Origin of the sequence: Kitasatospora sp. NPDC049258 (genome assembly GCF_040678895.1) — a bacterium.
Taxonomy (GTDB): domain Bacteria; phylum Actinomycetota; class Actinomycetes; order Streptomycetales; family Streptomycetaceae; genus Kitasatospora.
Genome location: NZ_JBFAQT010000027.1, coordinates 17605 through 35546, shown reverse-complemented (window position 1 = coordinate 35546; position 17942 = coordinate 17605). Strand labels below are relative to the sequence as shown.

The following is a 17942-nucleotide window of genomic DNA, read 5'->3' as shown; positions in this document are numbered from 1 at the left end:
CCGCCACCCCGGACCGGCATCACCAACCCGCTACTGGAGCCTGGAGGCCCTGTTGAGCATCGAAGCCGAGACCGCCCCCTCCGCCTCGCCCCCCGAGAGCGCCGCCGTATCCCACCAGAGGACCACCCCGCCCGACGAGAATGCAGGGCCGAACGAGACCGACGAGAGGAATCCGAACCCCGTGACTGCCCGGGCCAGGACCCAGGCCCGGCGCACGGGCGACGGCGCCCGCCTGCTCGGCCAGTGGGCCGGTCACTGGGGATCGACGGCCGATCAGTCCGGCGAGGAAATCCGCCGCCGTATCGTCGCCGTCCAACTGGAAGGCCACACCGAGCGCCGCGACGAACTCGCCCACGCCTTCGCCAAGGCAACCAAGAAGGTCGTGCGCCTGGAGGAGCAAGCCGCCGACGGCGGCCTCACCCAGACGCAACGCAGCGACCTGACGCTCACCCGGGAAACAGCGCGGCGCCTCGAGAAGACCCTTCGCGACATGACCAAGGTGGAATTTCGCGCCCGGCAGCCCACTGGGAAGCAGATCGCCCGGGCGCGCAGCGTTGGCCGGCTGCGCCGGGGCACCGCGTTGCTCGGCGCCGCGACCGCGACGGTGCTGCTCGTCATCCACCAGCCGCAGGTCGGGCTGGTCGGCCTGCTGGCCGGCGTCGGGCTCGCCTGGTGGACCGGCGGGCACCCGCCGCGCCTGACCCACCGCCCCGTTCCCCAGGATCTGCTGCTGCCGGAACTCGATGCACCCGCCGAACTGCTCACCACGGAGCCTCTGCCGACCGGGGCCGACACCGACGGCGACAACCAGGAGTTGTTCCCGGGCGACACTGGCAAGCCGTTCCCGATCCGCACCGCGGCCGACCCCACGATGGCCGGCGCGTGCGTCCTGCGCGCACTGGCCGCCGAGGGCCTGGCAGTCGGATCGGTGTCCGGCGTCACCGCCGAGCGGTGGGGCTGGCGTACCGTGGCCCACCTCACCAAGGGCAAACCGGGCGACCTGGTCGCGAAGCTGGCGAACCTGGACGTGCTGCTCGGCGTGCGTCAGGGCGGCGTGATGGCCCAGCCGCAGAAGTCCGCCGCCGGATCCGTGGTCCTGCGCGTCGTCACCGGTGACCCGTTCGACCCGCCGCCGACCCACCCCGTCCTCGCCCCGCGTTCGCGCAGCATCAGGCAGCCGATGGTGCTCGGACCGTCGATGGACTCCACCCCGACCGAGATCACCCTCGCCGGGCAGAACATCCTGGTGATCGCGGTCCCCGGCGGCGGCAAGTCCGCAATCATCCGCAACCTGGTCGACCACATTACCGCCTGCACCGACGCCATCGCCTGGGACATCGACCCCACCGGCCGCGGCTTCGGCCCGCTGCGGCGCCTCGCCGGTCGTAAGGCCTACACCCCGAAGGACATCGACCGGGCGCTGAACGACGCGATCCGCTATGCCAAGGCCCGAGCGCAGTTGATGGACGACGATGTCGACAACTGGCAGGTGAGTGAGGCCTCGCCCGCGATGTTCGTCTTCGTGGATGAGCACCCGCAACTGACGGCCAAGCAAAAGGACAAGGTCATCCAGCTGATGCGGATCGGCCGCAAGGCCCGCATCACCGTGGTCCTGGCCTCGCAGGATGCCACCGCCGACGTCGTGGGCGATGCCGTCGCCGACGTCTTCGGTATCCGGATCCTGCTGCCCTCCCGCAAGGCCGACGTGCCACTGGTCGTGGGATCGGACACCGCAATCTCCGAGGGGTGGATGCCGCACCGGCTAACCCCCTCCCCCGGTGAGTGGGACCTTGCGGACGCCGGCTGCTTCTACATCCTCGCCCCGGGGCTGACTGATCCGATCCTCCGCAAGGCCAGCTTCATGACGGCCGACGTCGCCAAGAAGCGCGCCGAGGAACGTTTGGCCGCAGGCCTGATCGCCCTCGACCCGGCCACCATCGGGACCGGCTCCGACGAGGACGGCCTGCCACCCATCCTGGTGGCGATCAGGGCAGCGTTCGAACGAGCAGCCGACCCCGAGTTCCTGCTCACCGATCAGGTCCTGGAGCACCTCGCAACCACCGACCCCGCGTGGTGCCAGTGGGACGACCGGGAGCCCGCGTACCGCCGCCGTGAAGGCGCCAAGAAGATCACCCGGGACCTCAAGAAGGCGGCCATCGAGTCCCTCAGGACGGTCCGGCGGACCGATCTCGACAAGGGCAACCCGCCATCCGGGTTCTGGCTGGCGGACGTCGAGAAGACCATTACCGACTTCCTCGAATGACCACTAAGCGTCACCGATCCAGGCTGGCGGCAATCCGTCCGGTGATCCGTCGCCGATCTGTCCTGGGGCCGGCGCGATACGGATCGCAGACAGATCGGCGACGGATCACCGGACTGATCACTAGCTGCGGCGACGGATTGAACGGATGAGATCCGAGCGCCCCCTCCCAACGCCCAAAAGGCCCCTGGACATTCTCCAGGACCGTCTCACAACTTGGCGGTCCGACCACATCAACACCACCTCCAGGCCGCTACCCAGTGTCACCAATCGGCAGAAGGAGACCGCCCGATGAGCACGACCAGGACGACGTCCAACCAGCGCCCTGCAGCATCCCGAAAGCCCGCCCCGGCCAGGCCGTCGACCATCGCCCAGGCCGAGCAGCCGTCCCCGCCGGGCCGCCCCGCGGCCGACCCCCTCCGGGCCGACGCCCGAGACCGCGCGGCCGACAATCTCGCCCCGGCGGAGGACATCGCTGGCACCCTTCACGCCCGCACGGACTCCGACGCCGACCACCTCATCCGGGATGCTCAGCAGCGCGCCGCCAAGATCCAGGGCGACAGCGAGAGGCTGCACTGTGCTGCCGGCGACGAGGCCGCCAGCCTGACCCGCACGGCCGAAGACCAGGCCACCCGGATCCTCGCCGACGCCGCGCTCGCCCAAGCCCTGGAGGACACCGCCGCACTGCACGGCCGGGCCACCGACCAGGCCCAGGCCGACGCAGACCGGCTCCTGGAGGACGCCGCCAGCCGCGCCGGCGGGATCATCGCGGACGCAGAGAGACTCGCCGAGAGGATCATCGGCGACACCTCCGAGCAGGCCGAGCAGCTGATCACCGCCGCCCAGGCGGCGGCGCGGACGGCCCGTCGCGCTGCCGACGCCGACCTTGCGGCCGTCACCGAAGAACTCCTCTACACCACCGAGCAGTTGGAGCGCACCCGCACCCGGGTGGGCCGCTACCAGACCACGGCGGAGAACGAGCTCGCCGAGCGCCGCGTACGCGCCGACCAGGCGTGCCGCGACGCAGTGATCCGCGCGGACGTGGCCCGCGCACAGGCCGCCGAGGACGCCGAGACCATCCGCGCTGTCGCCGCCGACCGGGCCAAGGAGATCCTGGAGAAGGCCGAACAGCAGGCCTCCGATACCCGCCGCGAGGCCGAAGTCCTGCGTGAACGGCTGGAGGAGACGGCCCGTACCGACGCCGACTGCATCCGCGAGGATGCCCAGGAGGAGGCTCGCAGGCTGCGCGGGGAGGCCGAGGCGCTCGTCGCGGAGCAGGCTCGGCTTGCCACGACTGCTCGGGGCGATGCCGAGGCCGAGGCCGAACGTACCGTCAACGCAGCCACCCACGAAGCGCAGCGGATCCTCGCAGAGGCCGAGGCACGGGCCGCCGAGGTCTGGGAGCAGGTCGGCGCGGCCGACGCTCAGGTGTCGGCGTTGCAAGCCGAGCGGGCCCGGCGAGAGGTCGCGGAGGCCGCCCGCCGCCAGAGCCGGATCCGCAGGGCCTGGCGGCTGAGCCAGGCGCAGCTCCCCGCGTTCCTGCGCACCACCGTGCTGTGTGCCGGGATCCTCTTCACCGCGCAGCGCGAGCACCAGCTCGCCATGATGGCCGGCGCCGACGAGATACTTGCCTGGCTGCTCGCCGTGTGCGTTGACGCCTGGGTGCTAGCCGCCACCCGCAGCAAGGTCTATCAGGAAACGCTCACCGCGCTCGGCGTCATGCTGCTGTGCCAGGTCGCCGCGATCTTGTGCGACCTCCACCTGCTCGGCGTCGAGCCGGACGGTGACGGGGGGTGGCGGGTCCAGTGGGGCATCGCGGTCCCGCTCGCCATGGTCGTCCCGGTGGTCATCTGGCGCGTCCATGCGCTCATGGACCACGCCAGCGACACCCACGACAGGAAGGCCGCAAGGGGCGGAGAGCAGGCTACGCCCACCGACGCGCCCGCGAACGCTCACCACGACTCGGCGCCGCTCCCGTCGCAAAGCGGCCCGCCTTTTTCCGACGCTCACGACGTCCTGCTCCCCGCGCAGAACTCTCACGGTCAACGCTCACCCGCTCGAGAGATCACCCCAGGTGGCGGGGCGAGCAACGCTCCCCCGAGCCTGCCGCCCGCTCAGGGCTGGACCGTGCCCGCTCACGACATCGAAACCATGAGTGCCGAGGCGCTCAGCCTGCTCCGCCAGGCGGTTGCCCGCCCGCTGTACGACGATCTGGACACTCGCCCTACGGCCTCCCAGATCCACGCCGCGCTCATGGCCCGCGGCTTGGCCAACCAGGCCACATCGCGCTCCACCGTCCAGCGGGTGCGCGATGCGATCGAAAGTCGTGAGCCGCACCTTGCCAAGCCCCGTGCCGTTCGATCCACGTGAACGAGGCGGAGTGGCCTCGGCCTCGGGCACAGGTCGGTGCTGCAGATCCTGCCTTGCACTGCTGTGCGGCCCACCACCCCAATCCTGCGATGCCAGTTCCCGAGCACCATCCATTTCCAGCACTGACAAGAGGTACACAGCATTGTGAACGCCATCCCAGTCCACCCTGCCTCGTGCTCGGTTGGGATCGACCGCGACCAGGTCTCGGCCCTCCCCGACCAGGCCGACGGAGGCGCCGCCACTACCTGGATGTTGACAGCGGTTCTTCGGTTTCAGGCTCTGCGCTTAGGGGCTGCGAGCCCCTTCCGGCAAAGAGATCGGTCCCTCCCAAGTGCGGTTGGCGCGAGCAGCGGTGTGATCCCGATCTCGAGGTGCGTCCAGTGAGGGAGATCGACAAGGTCATTGGTCAGCGCATCGAGAAGGGGAGGCGACGCAGGGGCTTGCATCAGGGACGGCTCGGGGCCGAGGTGGGACGCTCCGAGTCGTGGATCGGGCAGGTTGAGCGCGGAGTCATCTCGCTGGACAGCGTCAGCATGGCGGAACAGCTCGCCCGGGTACTTGGACTGACAGTCGATCACGTATTGGCCTTCGATGTTCGATACCCCGGCGCGGTTGTGGTAACACAGTCAGGCAGATCTCAGGCGGCGTTCCCGCCTCCACCTCGCGCGCCGGCGCCCGATGCGGAAAGCTCAGAGACTGTGCTTCGACGTAGTTTCACCCTCGGTTCGCTCGCCGGCCTGACAGCTGCCATCGCTGGTCTCTCGCCCGACGCCCAGGCCCAAGCCAGTCGGCCCGGAAACGCCGTCGACAAGGCGATGGTGGACGAGCTGCGGTCGATCGGTGCGTCCTACCGTCGGTCCTACAAGAGCTTCCCCGCCGCCAGCCTGGTGTCGGTTGCTCACCACCAGATCGAGCTGGTCACCCGGCTACGGCCGAAGGAGCAGCCCGCCCTGCTGCGTGACTCGCTTCTGACGCACATGGCCGAGATGGCTGCGCTCGCCGCAATCCTGCTGTCTCTCGACATCGCCGACCAGGAACAGGCCGACGCCTACAGTGATCTCGGATACCGGATCGCCAGGGAGATCCGGAGCCCTGAGCTGTGCGCTCTGCTCCTGGGTGGCCGGGCATTCCGCACCTCATACGGCGGCGATCCCGAGGGCGGCCTGGATTACGCGCTCGCCGCAGTGGACGCCGCCGAGGGCGGAGGCTCCGCACGGATGAAAGCCTGGACATACGCGGTCGCCTCCGAGATGTACTCCTCGACAGGCGACGAGTACGGCTTCCGCTCCTCGCTGGACGAGTCCCGCACCGTGCTGCTCGGACCGATGGACGACGAGCGGTGGAGCGGGATCGCTTGGTTCGACGAATCCAAGGCATCCGCCTACGAAGGCAGCAATCTGCTAAGGCTGGGCAAGTACGAGGAGGCACTGCCGTCCCTGGACGAGGCGCTTGACCGGCTGCCACCGGAGATGCTGCGGCACCGCTGTACCGCCTACATCGCCCGCGCCGAGGCCCATGCCGGTGCGGGGCACGTCGACGCCTCCTGTCAGGACGGGCACGCCGCCCTCGACCTGGTCGCCCATATCCAGCACCACGAGACCCTGCGGCGCGTCGGTGACCTCCACCGCAGGCTGAGGCCTGCAAAAGCGGCCGTGACGCGAAGCCTGGGCGAGCACCTGGTCGACACCCGCTCAGCTCTCGCAACTGCCGGCAGCCCAGTCTGACCTTGGGTAAGCCGGACTGGGGCTGGGCCGACCGAGAGGTCTGCTCAGCCTGCTTTCTTCTCGTTCGATCCCGCCCCTAGGCGAGGAGCACCTGGTCAGCACCGCCCTGACCGCGCATGGTCCAGACCATGGCGCACTTGGGTTGCGGGCCCGCAACCTGGCTGCTGATCTGCGTCGCGTCGAGGCAACAGTGTGGTCTCCGAGCCGCCTCGGAGGAGAACACAAGCCCCCGCTCCTCCGGGCCAACCGGCCAAGCCGCAGCGGCGCCTCTCGTGGGGCGCCCGGACCGGAAGGGAGAGTCAGGTGACCACAGCAACCGGCCGGCATCGGGGCCAGCACCGAGATCCGGTCGAAGCCGCGCTGAAAGCGCTGGTGGTGTCCGGCCACCTCATCGTGCTCGGGCTGCTCGGCGTGCTCGTCAACCAGCAGCAGCGTCACCAGCCCGTCGCCACAGCCACGGCTGCGGATGCCGAATCGCTGGCCCTCGTCGAAGCCTGAGCCCGGCTCACCCTCAACTCCTCCTCGACGTCGGGGAGGTGGCACCAACCCTGCACCGACAGCAGAAGGAGAACCGAAGTGGTCAACGCCATCTCGATCGCACCGGCCGCGGATGTGCCGGACGTCGACCCGTTCGAGCTCGACGTGACGATCACCACCGAATTCGGTGGCGGACGCATGCCGAAGGCGTGCGGGACCTCGGACGGCTGCGCGGCAACCTGCGCGTCGTCCTGCGCCAGCGCCGTCTGATCCACAACACCAGTCTGGGGCCGGGGACTTCACCCCGGCCCCAGCGCCGCCGTCCAGCCCCAACAGCGGAGGAACGGATGAACACCCGCTCGCTCTACCAGCACTCTGGCCAGGCCCTGCTGCGGGCCGCCACCGCCCCGCTGACCAGCGCCCCGAGCTGGTGGCCGGACCCGGCCGACCTCTCCTCGTGCCGTGCCTGGCTAGGCGAGGTCTGGTCCGACGCGGGTTTCGCCGACACGATCCGTGCGGCCAGCACCAGCCTCGCCGAGCGCATCGACGTCATCGCGGCCGGCAAGCCGGTGAAGCCCCAGCGAGTTCGCCGGGCCGCCGTCTCCGCCGCCCGCTACCTCCTTCGGGCCACCGGACGCCCGACCCCGTTCGGCCTGTTCGCCGGCGTCGCTCATGCTTCCACCAGGGCGGGGGCCCCGGAAGTACGATGGGGCACCGCACATCGGCCCGTCGCCCGTGTCGACACCGAGTGGCTGGCTGCCGTCATCGACGCCCTGGAGACCGACCCTGGTCTGCTGGACCGCCTCGACGTGGTGTTCAACAGCCTCGCTGCCCAGCGCGGCGGTCGACTCCAGATCGCCCTGGGCGGTCCGAACCGCGTGAGCATCCGGCTCACCAGCGTGATCCTCCTCGTGCAGGAGGCCTCAGCCACCCCGGTGCTCTTCTCCAGCCTGACCGACAAGATCGCCCAGGCCACCGTCGTGGACCGTAGCAAAGTCACCGGTCTGCTGACCGAACTCGTTCGGCAGGGATTCCTGATCACCGCGCTCCGCGCTCCACTGACCGTCACCGACCCACTCGCACATGTCCTCGACCGGCTCCACCAAGCCGGCGCGGCAACTCTTCCGACCACCGTTCCGACCGTGAGCGAACTGGCGGCGATCCACACCGATCTGGGCCAGCACAACCATGCCGCCCCGGGCACCGATCTGGCGGTCGAGCGCGAGGCGATCCGGCGCCGAATGCGGCAGCTTGCCGGAGCTGGACGCACGCCACTGGCCCTTGACCTGGTCCTCGACTGCGACGCCCGGCTCCCCGTCAGCCTTGCGGAAGACCTGGAGCGGGCCGCCGATGTCCTCCTCAGGCTTACCCGCCTGCCGACCGGCGACGCCGTCTGGCGGGACTACCACTCGGCCTTCTGGGAGCGCTACAGCACCGGCGCACTGGTCCCGCTCACGGAACTACTCGACCCGGCCACCGGGCTCGGCTACCCGGCCGAGTACCCCGGCAGCACCATGCCCCCTCCCGCCCGCGGCCCCAACGAGCGCGACGAGCGGCTGCTCGCACTGGCCTGGCAGACGCTCGCCGACGGCGACCAGGAGATCGCTCTCACCGACGAGACCGTCGATGCGCTGGCCGGCAATCGGCGTTTCGACTTCCGGCACGTCGCGCCCCACGTCGAGATCTCCGCCCGCGTCCATGCCACCAGCCCAGAGGCACTGGGAACCGGAGACTACCGGCTTACAGTGGCTCCGGCCCGCGCGGCCGGGACGCTGACCTCACGGTTCTCCATCGCCGCCACCGGTGACGGCCTCGCCGAGGTGTACAGGGCGGTGCCGACCCTCTTCGAGGGAGCGCTGCCCGCACAGTTGTCGTTCCCTCCGCTGTACCCGCACTCCGAGAATGTCATCCGTATCCCGGCGTACCTGCCGCACGTCATCACACTCGGTGAACACCGGCCCGCTGGGGAGGCGACGGATGCGATCACGGTTGACGACCTCGCCGTCACCGCGACCCGCGACCGCCTCCACCTGGTCAGCATGTCGCGGCGCCGCATCGTGGAGCCTCAGGTGTTCCACGCGTTGGCCTTGGACAAGCAGACTCCGCCGATCGCCCGGTTCCTCGCCCACCTCACCCGGGCGTTCTCCCCGTCCTGGACCGGCTTTGATTGGGGTCCGCACACCCGGCACCTGCCCTACCTGCCCAGCGTCCGTTACAACCGCACCGTCCTCACGCCGGCCCGCTGGCTCCTCTCCGCAGTCGACCTGCCGGACCTGGCGACTTGGCGCCGCCGCTGGAACTGCCCTGCGGTGGTGGAACTGCGCGACGACGACCGCACCCTGCGGCTCACCCTGGACGAGCCCCTGCACATCGCCATCCTGTATGCCCACGTCCACCAGACCGGGCAGGCGATCCTCACCGAGACCAGCAGCCCTGCGGACTCCGGCTGGCTGGACGGACACGCGCATGAGGTCGCCGTACCTCTGGCCCGCATCGGCCGGGGTGCCGAAGCGCCGCTCGCCTGGCCGCTTCCCCGGATCGACACTCGCACCCACGGCGCCCTGCCAGGCCTTCCGACCGGCCGCTGGCTGAACGCGAAGGTCCCCACCCACCCGGAGCGATTCACCGAGATCGTCACCGACCATCTGCCCGGTCTCCTCAACTACCTCGACCAGCCGCCATGCTGGTTCATCCGCTACCGCAGCCAGAACGAGAGCGACCATCTCCGGCTACGGCTACGCATCACGAACGGCAGGTACAGCGAGTACGCAGAAGCGGTCGGACAATGGGCGCAGCAGCTGCGGAACGGCGGCCTGGCGAGCGACCTGGCCTTCGACACGTACACACCGGAGACCGGCCGTTACGGCACCGGCCAGGCCTTGGACGCCGCCGAGGAAGTCTTCGCCGCCGACTCTCGTCTGGTCGTGGCTCAACTGCGACGCCTTTCGCCGGACATCATCCACCCGAGCGCCTTGGTCGCGCTCAACATGCTGCACATCACCGACGCCTTCCTCGGACCGGCCAACGCCACCAGCTGGCTGGCTGTCCGACCCGTCGCGCCGGCCGTCGCCGATCGAGCGGTCGCCGATCAGGTGATCCCGCTTGTCCGCCTCCGCTCGCACACCCAGCTGCCCGGCTGGGCTGGCGAGATCGCCGCAGCCTGGCAGGACCGTGGCAGGGCCCTTGCCGCCTACCGACAGGCGCTGTCCGACAGCCCCGATACGGACACTGTGTTGGAGTCGCTCCTGCACATGCACCACAACCGTGCTATCGGCTTCGACCCCGACGGCGAGAGGGTCTGCCGTCACCTGGCTCGGCAGGCCGCCCGCGCTCGTCAGGCCGCGACGGCAGGCCAGCGGTGAGCCGGGCTCAGCAGCCGCCATCGGTCGAGCCGGAGCTGGGCTGGGGTCAGGCCTTGGCCAACGGAGCCCCCGGCATCGCACTGGAGCAGATCGAGTACGCTCGCTCCGGTGTTGGCACCTGGGCGAGTGCACATGTATGGGCGGCCACGATGACCCGCCGGCCGGTGACGGCGTTACCCGACGACGGCCTGTTTCGTGGCGCCCCGGCGGTGGCCTTCGTTCTCAACACGGCCCAGAACCCGTCCTACATGCGTGCCCTCGCGGCTCTCGACCGGCATGTCGATGCGATCACCCGCACCCGTTTGGACAATGCCCATTCCCGTATCGATACAGGGCAGCTGCCCCAGCTGCGGGAATGGGACCTGATCAGCGGGCTGACCGGCTTGGGGGCCTACCAGCTCACCCGGCATGGCGACACGGCTCTGATGCGGGACATTTTGGCCTACCTGGTCCGCCTCACCAACCCGGTCTCGGTCGACGGTGGAGTGCGGCCTGGCTGGTGGTGTGCCAACGGTCCCGCCGACCTGCCCACCCGGCACTGGCCAGGCGGACACGCCAACCTCGGCCTGGCCCACGGCATCAGCGGCCCACTGGCGCTCCTGTCGACCGCGACAAACCACGGCATAGTCGTCCCAGGCCAGGACGACACCATCGCCCGGATCTGCACCTGGCTGGACCAGCGCCGACAAGGCACCGGGACGCGGGCGTGGTGGCCGAGCATGCTTTCCCTCCCCGAATGGCAGACCGGCACCGTTCGACAGCGCGGACCTCAGCGGCCGTCCTGGTGCTACGGCACGCCCGGGATCACTCGTGCCCAGCAACTCGCAGGCATCGCCCTCGATGACACGGCCCGCCAGCAGATCGCCGAAGATGCCCTTGCCGGGTGTATCGGCGACCCGGCCCAGCTGTTCGACCTCACCGACGCAACGCTGTGCCATGGCTGGGCCGGGCTCCTGCAGACCACCTGGCGGGCCGCCGCCGACGCGCGGGACGACCGGCTCACCCGCCAGCTACCCAGACTTCGATCCCTGATGGACCGCTACCTGCGCGGCAGCGACCAACTGCCCGGCGCCGGCCTGCTCGAAGGCACGGCCGGACTCCGACTCGCCCGACACAGCACCCTTGTAACCACCCCGCAACCCTCTCGTTGGGACGTCTGCCTGCTTCTGGCCGGCTGACGCGACCCGCCCCACTACGGAAGGAAACCCTGATGAGCACAGCCACTCCCGCCTCGCCCGAGAGCCTGCGGGACTGCATGGTCGACATCATCGCGGCAACCCACCCACTCACCGCGCCGGTCGAAGAAGCCCTGCGGTCCGTCCCCCGGCACGAGTTCCTCCCCGAAGCAACCGTCGAGCAGGCATATGCCGACCGGAGCGTCACCATCAAGCCCAACCCGGCCGGCGGCCTGCCCCTCAGCTGTGCCTCGGTGCCGTCGCTGGTCGCGGACATGCTGGTGTGGCTGCGGGCCGAGCCGGGCGATTCCGTCGTGGAGATCGGGGCAGGCACCGGATACAACGCTGCTCTGCTGGCCCGCCTCGTCGGCCCCGAGGGCCAGGTCGTCACCATCGACATCGACGAGGACGTGACCGCGCACGCACGCCAGACGCTGAAGGCCACCGGCAATGGTGCCGTCACCGTGTTGACCCGCGACGGAGCTCTCGGCGCCCCCGAGCACGACCACCCCGCCCGGATGATCGTGACCGTCGGCGCCTGGGACATCCCGACCGCCTGGTGGGAGCAGCTCGAGCCCGGGGCCCGCCTCGTCGTGCCGCTCAGCTGGCGCGGCCAGGCTCGCTGCCTCGGTCTCGATCGCCGCGGCGATCAGATGGTCTCCGACGTCGTCGAGCTGTGCGGATTCGTCCCCATGCTCGGCCAGGACGGCGAGCGAACCATCACCATCGACACCGACGGCCTGGTCGCACTGCACTTCGACGCCGACCAGCCGATCGACACCGAGGCCTTGCGGGGCGTCCTGAGCCGGACCAAGACCCAGGTCTCCTCCGGGGTGACGATCCGCGGCGACGAGTCGTTCGACGGCGTATGGTTGCGGCTCACCGCCACCGACACGGCGACCTGCCGCATCGCCGCCGGCCGGGCCGCCTCCGACAACGGCCTGTGCACGCCCGCCATCCCCAGCCGAAGCCCCGCTCTGGCCGAGAACGACTCGGTCGCCTACCTCACCATGACGCGCCGCGAGATCGAGGGCTCCACCCGCTGGGAGCTCGGCGCGACCGGACATGGCCCGGACGGCCACCACCTCGCCACCCGCCTGTGCAATCAGATCCATGCCTGGGACCGCGCGCGAGACGCCCGTCCCACCATCACGCTCTACCCCGCCGGGACACCCGACGACAAGATCGTCGGTGGCTGCACCATCGACAAGCCCAGCGTCCGGATGTCCATCACCTACTGACAGTCGGTCGGGCGAGGTGGGACGCGGGCGAGCGGTTCCACCATTGCCTCCCAGGGCAAGCAGGGGTGAGCGACCTTTCGGGACAGAACACTTGAGCCTTTCGGCGAGAGGCCGCGGCGCTGGGGACGAGGTGTCCGGTGGCGGCGGCGAGGCCTGAGAAGCGGGTGCCGGAGAAGGCGAGGACCAGGGCGATGGCTGTGCCGGCGCATCCCAGGACCTGCCGAGGCATTCGTTTGCCGAGGAGGTTGAGTTCCGCACGGCACCCGGTGGTCCCCGCAGCAGCCCCACCACCGCCACCCACTGTCCGCCATGTGACACCACAACAGAAGCCAGCCATCACCTGCCGCCATCGTGCTTCGCCCACACGCTGCGCGCCCGCGCCGACAACCTCAGGCGCAGATCACCACCATCGAACTCCACCCACACACCCCACCTGCCGCCCGACCACCTCCACGATCTCGATCTGACGGCCGAGCATATGAGCGAGCGGCAGTTGCTCCGGACGATTCGACAAGACGCCCCCCGGCGGCCAATTTGTCGCTATCATGCACGAATGTCGCACTCTCGGAAAGTGATGCAAACGAGTCACGGAGCGCACTAAAGACGCTGGTCAGCGAGTCTGCTCCCCGCACCCGCGGGGATGGTCCCACCCGTGATGCCGAATTGATGCGGTTCTTCCCCTGCTCCCCGCACCCGCGGGGATTCCCCCGGGCCCTCACCGTCGGCGCCTGGTCCGGTGTCCTGCTCCCCGTACCCGCGGGGATGGACCCGTCCGCGCCGCCCAGGGCGATGCCCTATCCCCTGCTCACCGCGCAGGTGGGAGGCGGAGGCTCGGGTCGGGTGGCGAGTGAGGAAAGTGGGTCTGATCAGGGGCTCCACGACCTTGAGTACGGTCTTGGCGCCACGCCAGAAGCCGTCCAGCAATGCGGAGACCATGCTGATGGCCGTCGCCCGCAGCTTCATGGTGTCGTCGCGGGTGCGGACCAGGCCTTCGTGTCGTGGGAGAACGGGCGGGCGGCGCTGCGGTTGCGGTGCCACAGCCGCAGATCCTCGGCGGCGCCTTCTCCCGAAGCAGGCCACCAGGCGCTCGTCCGGGCGCTCGATCGCCACGGGTACGCCCCTCGGCCCGGCCGAGCCGGTGGACCAGGTCGACGAAGCCAGCCGCGGGGCGGGTGATGATGAACTCACCCTTCAAGCGACCGGATTCGCCCTGGGGCCACAGCGGCAAGGGCCCACTGGCGACCGCCGACCGGGCGTCGCCGCGTCGGTGGAGGGGCCCGTCAGGAGTACCAGGAGGCCTCCGTCGGGCGGGCCCGGCGGGGGATGTCGCGCGGGGACATCGGGTGGCTGGTGTCGTCGGCGAGCAGGGTGCTGGAGGGGTCGCCGCGGAGCGGGCCGGGGAGGGTCACCCGGACCTCGATGGGGCGGGGTGGGTCGGTGGGCAGGGTCGTCGTCAGCGCGTGGGTCTCGGCGTGGTGGCCGTGGATCCGGGTGTGGGCGACCTCCTTGCCGTCGACCAGCAGCTCCAGCTCCCGGGTCCCGCCCAGGCGGACCACGACCGTGACCGAACAGCCGGCCTGCTCGGCGTGGAAGTGGTGCTCACGACCCATGACCGGCTCCCTCGGTACGGCTCCCTCGGTACGGCAGACGGGGCTATCTCCACCCCATCGTGGCACCAGGCGCCGAAGGCAGCAGGTCGGGGCCGTACCGGAGGCCGCGCGGCAGTACCGGCAGCGGGAGCGGCAGGGAGCCCGGGGGCGGCAGCGGCAGGCGGAGCGGGGCACGCAACGGCAGCGGCCCGGGGAACGGGTGCGGACCGGGCGCCGGCACCGGGAGCGGGAGGGGATGCCCGGCAGGGGCGTACGGGGCGTACGGAGTGTACGGCGGGGTGTGCATGGTCTCACCTGGGCTTTCTGCCGGTCGGTCGGACGGAGGGGCGGGTCAGCCGAGGCGCCAGTGCTGGCTGGTGGCGCCGGTGTCGGTCTGCTGGACGAGCAGGTTCCCGGAGAGGCCGATCAGCTTCCCGCTCCGGACGTTGATGATCTTGACGTAGGAGCCGCCGGCGTCCGCCAGTCGCCACTGCTGGTTGGTGGCCGCGGTCGCGGCCGGCGGCAACTGGACGACCGGGGTGCCGTCGTCGGTGGCGGCGGCGTCGACGCTGATCAGCTGGTGGCTGTACACGCTGGCAATGGTGAAGGCGGTGGTGTCGGTGGCGGTCGGGGTGAGCAGCCACTGCTCGTTGGCGGAGCTGTGGCCGGGCCACTGGATGAGCTGGGTGCCGCTCCTGGTGGACCAGCCGGGTACGTCGATCACCTGGCCGCTCTGCCGGTTGGCCAGGGAGGAGGCGGCGGGCTTCGGGGCGGGCGCGACGGTGACCGAGCCGCTCGGCGGAATCACGACGGTCTGCCGGAAGGCCCCGGACCGCACCACGGTCGAGGTGCCGGCGGCGCCGCGGATCGTCGCGGAGGTGAGCGTGCCCGAGGCCCAGGCGAGGTCGACGGTGAAGCCGCCGCGCGCACCGATGCCGGTGACCTTGCCGGTGCTCCAGGCGCCCGGGAGGGCCGGCAGCAGTTCGATCGATCCGGGCCGGGAGTACACCAGCATTTCGATCATGGCGCTCGCGGTGCCGAAGTTGGCGTCGATCTGGAAGACGGTGGGGGTGTACATGTCGAAGAGGTTCGCGGCGGTGGAGGCCGTGCCGATCACGTCGAGCACGGCCCGGTACGCGTTGTCGCCCTGCTTCAGCCGCGACCAGCACAGCGACCGCCAGGCCGCGGCCCAGCCGTAGCCGCCCTTGCCGCGGGCGGTGAGCAGGGCGCGGGCGCCGGCGACCAGCGCGGGCGCCGCGGTGTCCGGGTTGACGCGGTCGCCCGGGAACAGCCCGACCAGCGGCGACAGGTGGCGGTGGCCCGGCTCGCCCAGGGTGTCGGGTGCCTGCATCCACTCCTCCAGGTAGCCGGTGCTGGGGCTGACCTCGGGCAGGAAGAGCTGGTCCTGGAGCTTCTTGACGGTCGCCGCGTACGGGGCGTCCGCGCCGAGTGTTTCGCAGGCGGTGCGGAAGTTCTCGAAGAGCTGCCAGACGAGTTCCTGCGCGTAGGTGATGCCCTGCTGCCGGGCGGCGCCGTGCTCGGGGGACCAGTCGACGTCGTCGATCAGCACGGTCCGGCGCCCGCCGGTGGCCGGATCGGTGATGGTCCTGGTGACCAGCCGGGCCTCCCAGAACTCGCAGGCGCCCTTGAGGACGGGGTGGATCTTGCGGAGGTGCTCCCGGTCCTGGGTGTACTCGTAGTGCTCGAAGAGCGAGTTGCACAGCCAGGCGTTGCCGGCGGGGTGCCAGTTCCACCCCAGGCCGCCGTAGATGTTCGCCGAGATCGCCGTGGTCCAACCGGCCACCTTCCCGGAGGAGTTGCGGTAGTTCGCGTTGGCGCGACTGTTGAACAGCGCCTGGGTCCGGGCGGTCCAGGACGGCAGCTGGCTCAGGCAGTAGTCGGTGAGCGCGTCGAAGCAGGACGGCAGGCCGGCCCGGTCGGGCAGCCAGTAGTTCATCTGCAGGTTGATGTCGGTGTGGTAGTCGCCCATCCACTGGTCGGCGCCGTTGTGGTCCAGCCACAGGCCCTGGAGGTTCGTGGGCAGGCCGCCGCGCGAGCCCGTGATCGTCAGGTAGCGGCCGAACTGCAGGTAGGCGGCCTCCAGTTCGGGGTCCGGCGCGCCGGGGGAAGTCCCGCGGGCCCTGAGCCGCGAGGCGGTGTCCAGCGCGCGCTGCGCGGGGCTGGACCGGCCGAGATCGACCGACATCGTGGTGAAGAGCTTCCGGTAGTCCGCCACATGGGTGCCCAGCAGCGTCGCCCCCGCCACCGCGGCGCCGGCCCGCGCCTTCGCCTCGGCGAGGGCCTTCGGGTCCGCTGCCGGATCCATGTACGACCTGGCCTCGTCCGGGAGGTAGTTGGTACCGCCGGCCAGCACCACGAGGACCTCGGCGCAGCCGGTGAACGTCACGGAGGACCCGGTGGCGGAGATCGTCCCGGTGCTGCTCGCCGCGGTGACGGCGGCGGCGTACTTCAGGTTGTTCGCGAGCCTGCCGCCGAACGAGGCGACCTGGCCGGCCGCGGCGGTGGTGGCGTCCCCGTGCGCGCTGTTGAGGGCGAGGGTGCCGGTGTAGCTGCCGCCACCGCTCTGGGTGAGTCGGACGACCAGCGCGTCGTCGGGGTGGCTGATGTAGATCTCGCGCCGGTAGGTCACCGCGCCCAGGGTGTAACTCACGCGTACGACGCCGTTGCCGAGGTCGAGCTCGCGCCGGTAGTCGGTGACCCGGCCCCGGGCGTGGGCGGGTATGTCGATGTACAGCTTGGCGAGCAGCTGGAAGCTCCCGAACCTGGCCTCGTCGTAGGGGAACTGTCCGCCGCCGTCCAGCTGCGCGTTCGGTGTGCCGGTCCACAGGGAGGCGTCGCTCAGGTGGAGGAAGTCGCGTGCCGGGTCGCCGCCGACCAGGGCGCCGAGCCTTCCGTTGCCGATGGGCAGCCCTTCCGAGAGGATCCTGCCCTCGGTCGCCGGGGCGGTGTACCAGAGGGTCGTCGCCTCGCCGTCGGGTACGGGCTGCGTGCCCGACGGTCGGGTCTCCGAGCCGGCGGCGCTGAAGACGGGCACGCTCGCGATCGCAAGCAGGGCGGCGAGCGACCCGCCGGCCTTGAGGACGTTGCGGCGCGTGCGCCCACGCCGGTGCCTCCCGGGATCGCCCTGGCAGGCGGGAAGGGGGGTGCTCATCGGTACGGCTCCCGGTGGTCGCGTGGGCGGGCGATGACGGCGCGGAGGATCCGCCCGGTGCATCGGGAGCAGTCCCGTCGACCGGTGTGGGTCGAGCGTAGAAGTGACTCGGCGCCGGGTCGGCGACGCTCAGGGGGCGCTAACGGTGCCCTAAGGTTCCGCTCAACCGCGGGCCGCCGCCGGCCCCGTTCCCGGGTCAGCCGAGGCGGGAGACCTGGTAGTGGCCGATCAGGCGCCCCTGCGGCGTCCGCTCGACCAGCACGCTGAGGTAGACGGTGAGCGTGGGGCGGTCGGTGAACGCGAAGTCGACGCTCAGGTAGCCGAGCACCAGGTCGTCGGCCGGCTGCCGGGTTTCGAGGATCCGGTAGTCGGCGGTCATCCCGAGCGGCTGGGAGTCGTAGTAGGCGGCGATGCCCGGCCGGCCGACGGTGTAGGGGTGCAGGCCCTGGAAGATCGCGTCCTCGGTGAAGCAGGCGGCGACCCGCTCGGGGGCGTGCGCGTCGACGGCGGCCTTCCATTCGTCGAGGATGCTGCGCAGTGCCTGCTCGTGGTCCGCTGTGGTGTTCATCGGA

11 protein-coding genes are annotated in these 17942 nt (G+C 70.5%); 8 read left to right on the top strand and 3 right to left on the bottom strand.

Translation table 11 applies throughout. The annotated features are described in order from the left end of the window. The first annotated feature begins 52 nt into the window (after positions 1-52). From AB0K43_RS22110 to fxlM, 8 genes are all read left to right on the top strand, one after another. Complete coding sequence (locus tag AB0K43_RS22110) at positions 53-2263, top strand: hypothetical protein (protein WP_363642286.1); 2211 nt, start codon at positions 53-55, stop codon at positions 2261-2263. 288 nt (positions 2264-2551) lie between these two features. Beyond that, a complete protein-coding gene (locus AB0K43_RS22105; RefSeq protein ID WP_363642284.1) occupies positions 2552-4630 on the top strand; it encodes a hypothetical protein in 2079 nt (692 codons plus the stop codon). 380 nt (positions 4631-5010) lie between these two features. Beyond that, positions 5011-6354, top strand: coding sequence for a helix-turn-helix transcriptional regulator (locus AB0K43_RS22100; protein WP_363642282.1), 1344 nt, complete (start codon positions 5011-5013; stop codon positions 6352-6354). 303 nt (positions 6355-6657) lie between these two features. Further along, the gene (locus tag AB0K43_RS22095) at positions 6658-6852 is read left to right on the top strand and encodes a hypothetical protein (RefSeq protein WP_363642280.1); all 195 of its coding nucleotides are present in this window, start codon (positions 6658-6660) and stop codon (positions 6850-6852) included. A 78-nt stretch (positions 6853-6930) separates the two neighbouring features. Further along, a complete protein-coding gene (locus AB0K43_RS22090; protein WP_363642278.1) occupies positions 6931-7101 on the top strand; it encodes an FxLD family lanthipeptide in 171 nt (56 codons plus the stop codon). A gap of 77 nt (positions 7102-7178) precedes the next feature. Next, positions 7179-10193: a lantibiotic dehydratase gene (locus AB0K43_RS22085; RefSeq protein WP_363642276.1), complete on the top strand. Its 3015-nt coding sequence runs from the start codon at positions 7179-7181 to the stop codon at positions 10191-10193. A gap of 53 nt (positions 10194-10246) precedes the next feature. Then, positions 10247-11371, top strand: a complete 1125-nt coding sequence (locus tag AB0K43_RS22080; protein ID WP_363642274.1) for a lanthionine synthetase C family protein — start codon at positions 10247-10249, stop codon at positions 11369-11371. Between the two features lie 32 nt (positions 11372-11403). Beyond that, positions 11404-12609: a methyltransferase, FxLD system gene (gene fxlM / locus AB0K43_RS22075; protein WP_363642272.1), complete on the top strand. Its 1206-nt coding sequence runs from the start codon at positions 11404-11406 to the stop codon at positions 12607-12609. A 1280-nt stretch (positions 12610-13889) separates the two neighbouring features. Here the strand turns inward: fxlM and AB0K43_RS22070 are convergent. The 3 genes from AB0K43_RS22070 to AB0K43_RS22060 all read right to left on the bottom strand — a co-directional run bounded on the left by AB0K43_RS22070 (position 13890) and on the right by AB0K43_RS22060 (position 17938). Continuing rightward, the gene (locus AB0K43_RS22070; protein ID WP_363642270.1) at positions 13890-14219 is read right to left on the bottom strand and encodes a hypothetical protein; all 330 of its coding nucleotides are present in this window, start codon (positions 14217-14219) and stop codon (positions 13890-13892) included. A 331-nt stretch (positions 14220-14550) separates the two neighbouring features. Beyond that, complete coding sequence (locus AB0K43_RS22065) at positions 14551-17370, bottom strand: glycoside hydrolase N-terminal domain-containing protein (protein ID WP_363642268.1); 2820 nt, start codon at positions 17368-17370, stop codon at positions 14551-14553. Between the two features lie 196 nt (positions 17371-17566). Beyond that, the gene (locus tag AB0K43_RS22060; protein WP_363642266.1) at positions 17567-17938 is read right to left on the bottom strand and encodes a nuclear transport factor 2 family protein; all 372 of its coding nucleotides are present in this window, start codon (positions 17936-17938) and stop codon (positions 17567-17569) included. Positions 17939-17942 lie beyond the last annotated feature (4 nt).

Excerpts from the sequence above, each read along its gene's own strand:
- AB0K43_RS22070 (WP_363642270.1), bottom strand. The coding sequence starts at position 14,219 with ATGGGTCGTGAGCACCACTTCCACGCCGAGCAGGCCGGCTGTTCGGTC.
- AB0K43_RS22065 (WP_363642268.1), bottom strand. The coding sequence starts at position 17,370 with ATGAGCACCCCCCTTCCCGCCTGCCAGGGCGATCCCGGGAGGCACCGG.
- AB0K43_RS22085 (WP_363642276.1), top strand. The coding sequence starts at position 7,179 with ATGAACACCCGCTCGCTCTACCAGCACTCTGGCCAGGCCCTGCTGCGG.
- fxlM (WP_363642272.1), top strand. The coding sequence starts at position 11,404 with ATGAGCACAGCCACTCCCGCCTCGCCCGAGAGCCTGCGGGACTGCATG.
- AB0K43_RS22060 (WP_363642266.1), bottom strand. The coding sequence starts at position 17,938 with ATGAACACCACAGCGGACCACGAGCAGGCACTGCGCAGCATCCTCGAC.
- AB0K43_RS22105 (WP_363642284.1), top strand. The coding sequence starts at position 2,552 with ATGAGCACGACCAGGACGACGTCCAACCAGCGCCCTGCAGCATCCCGA.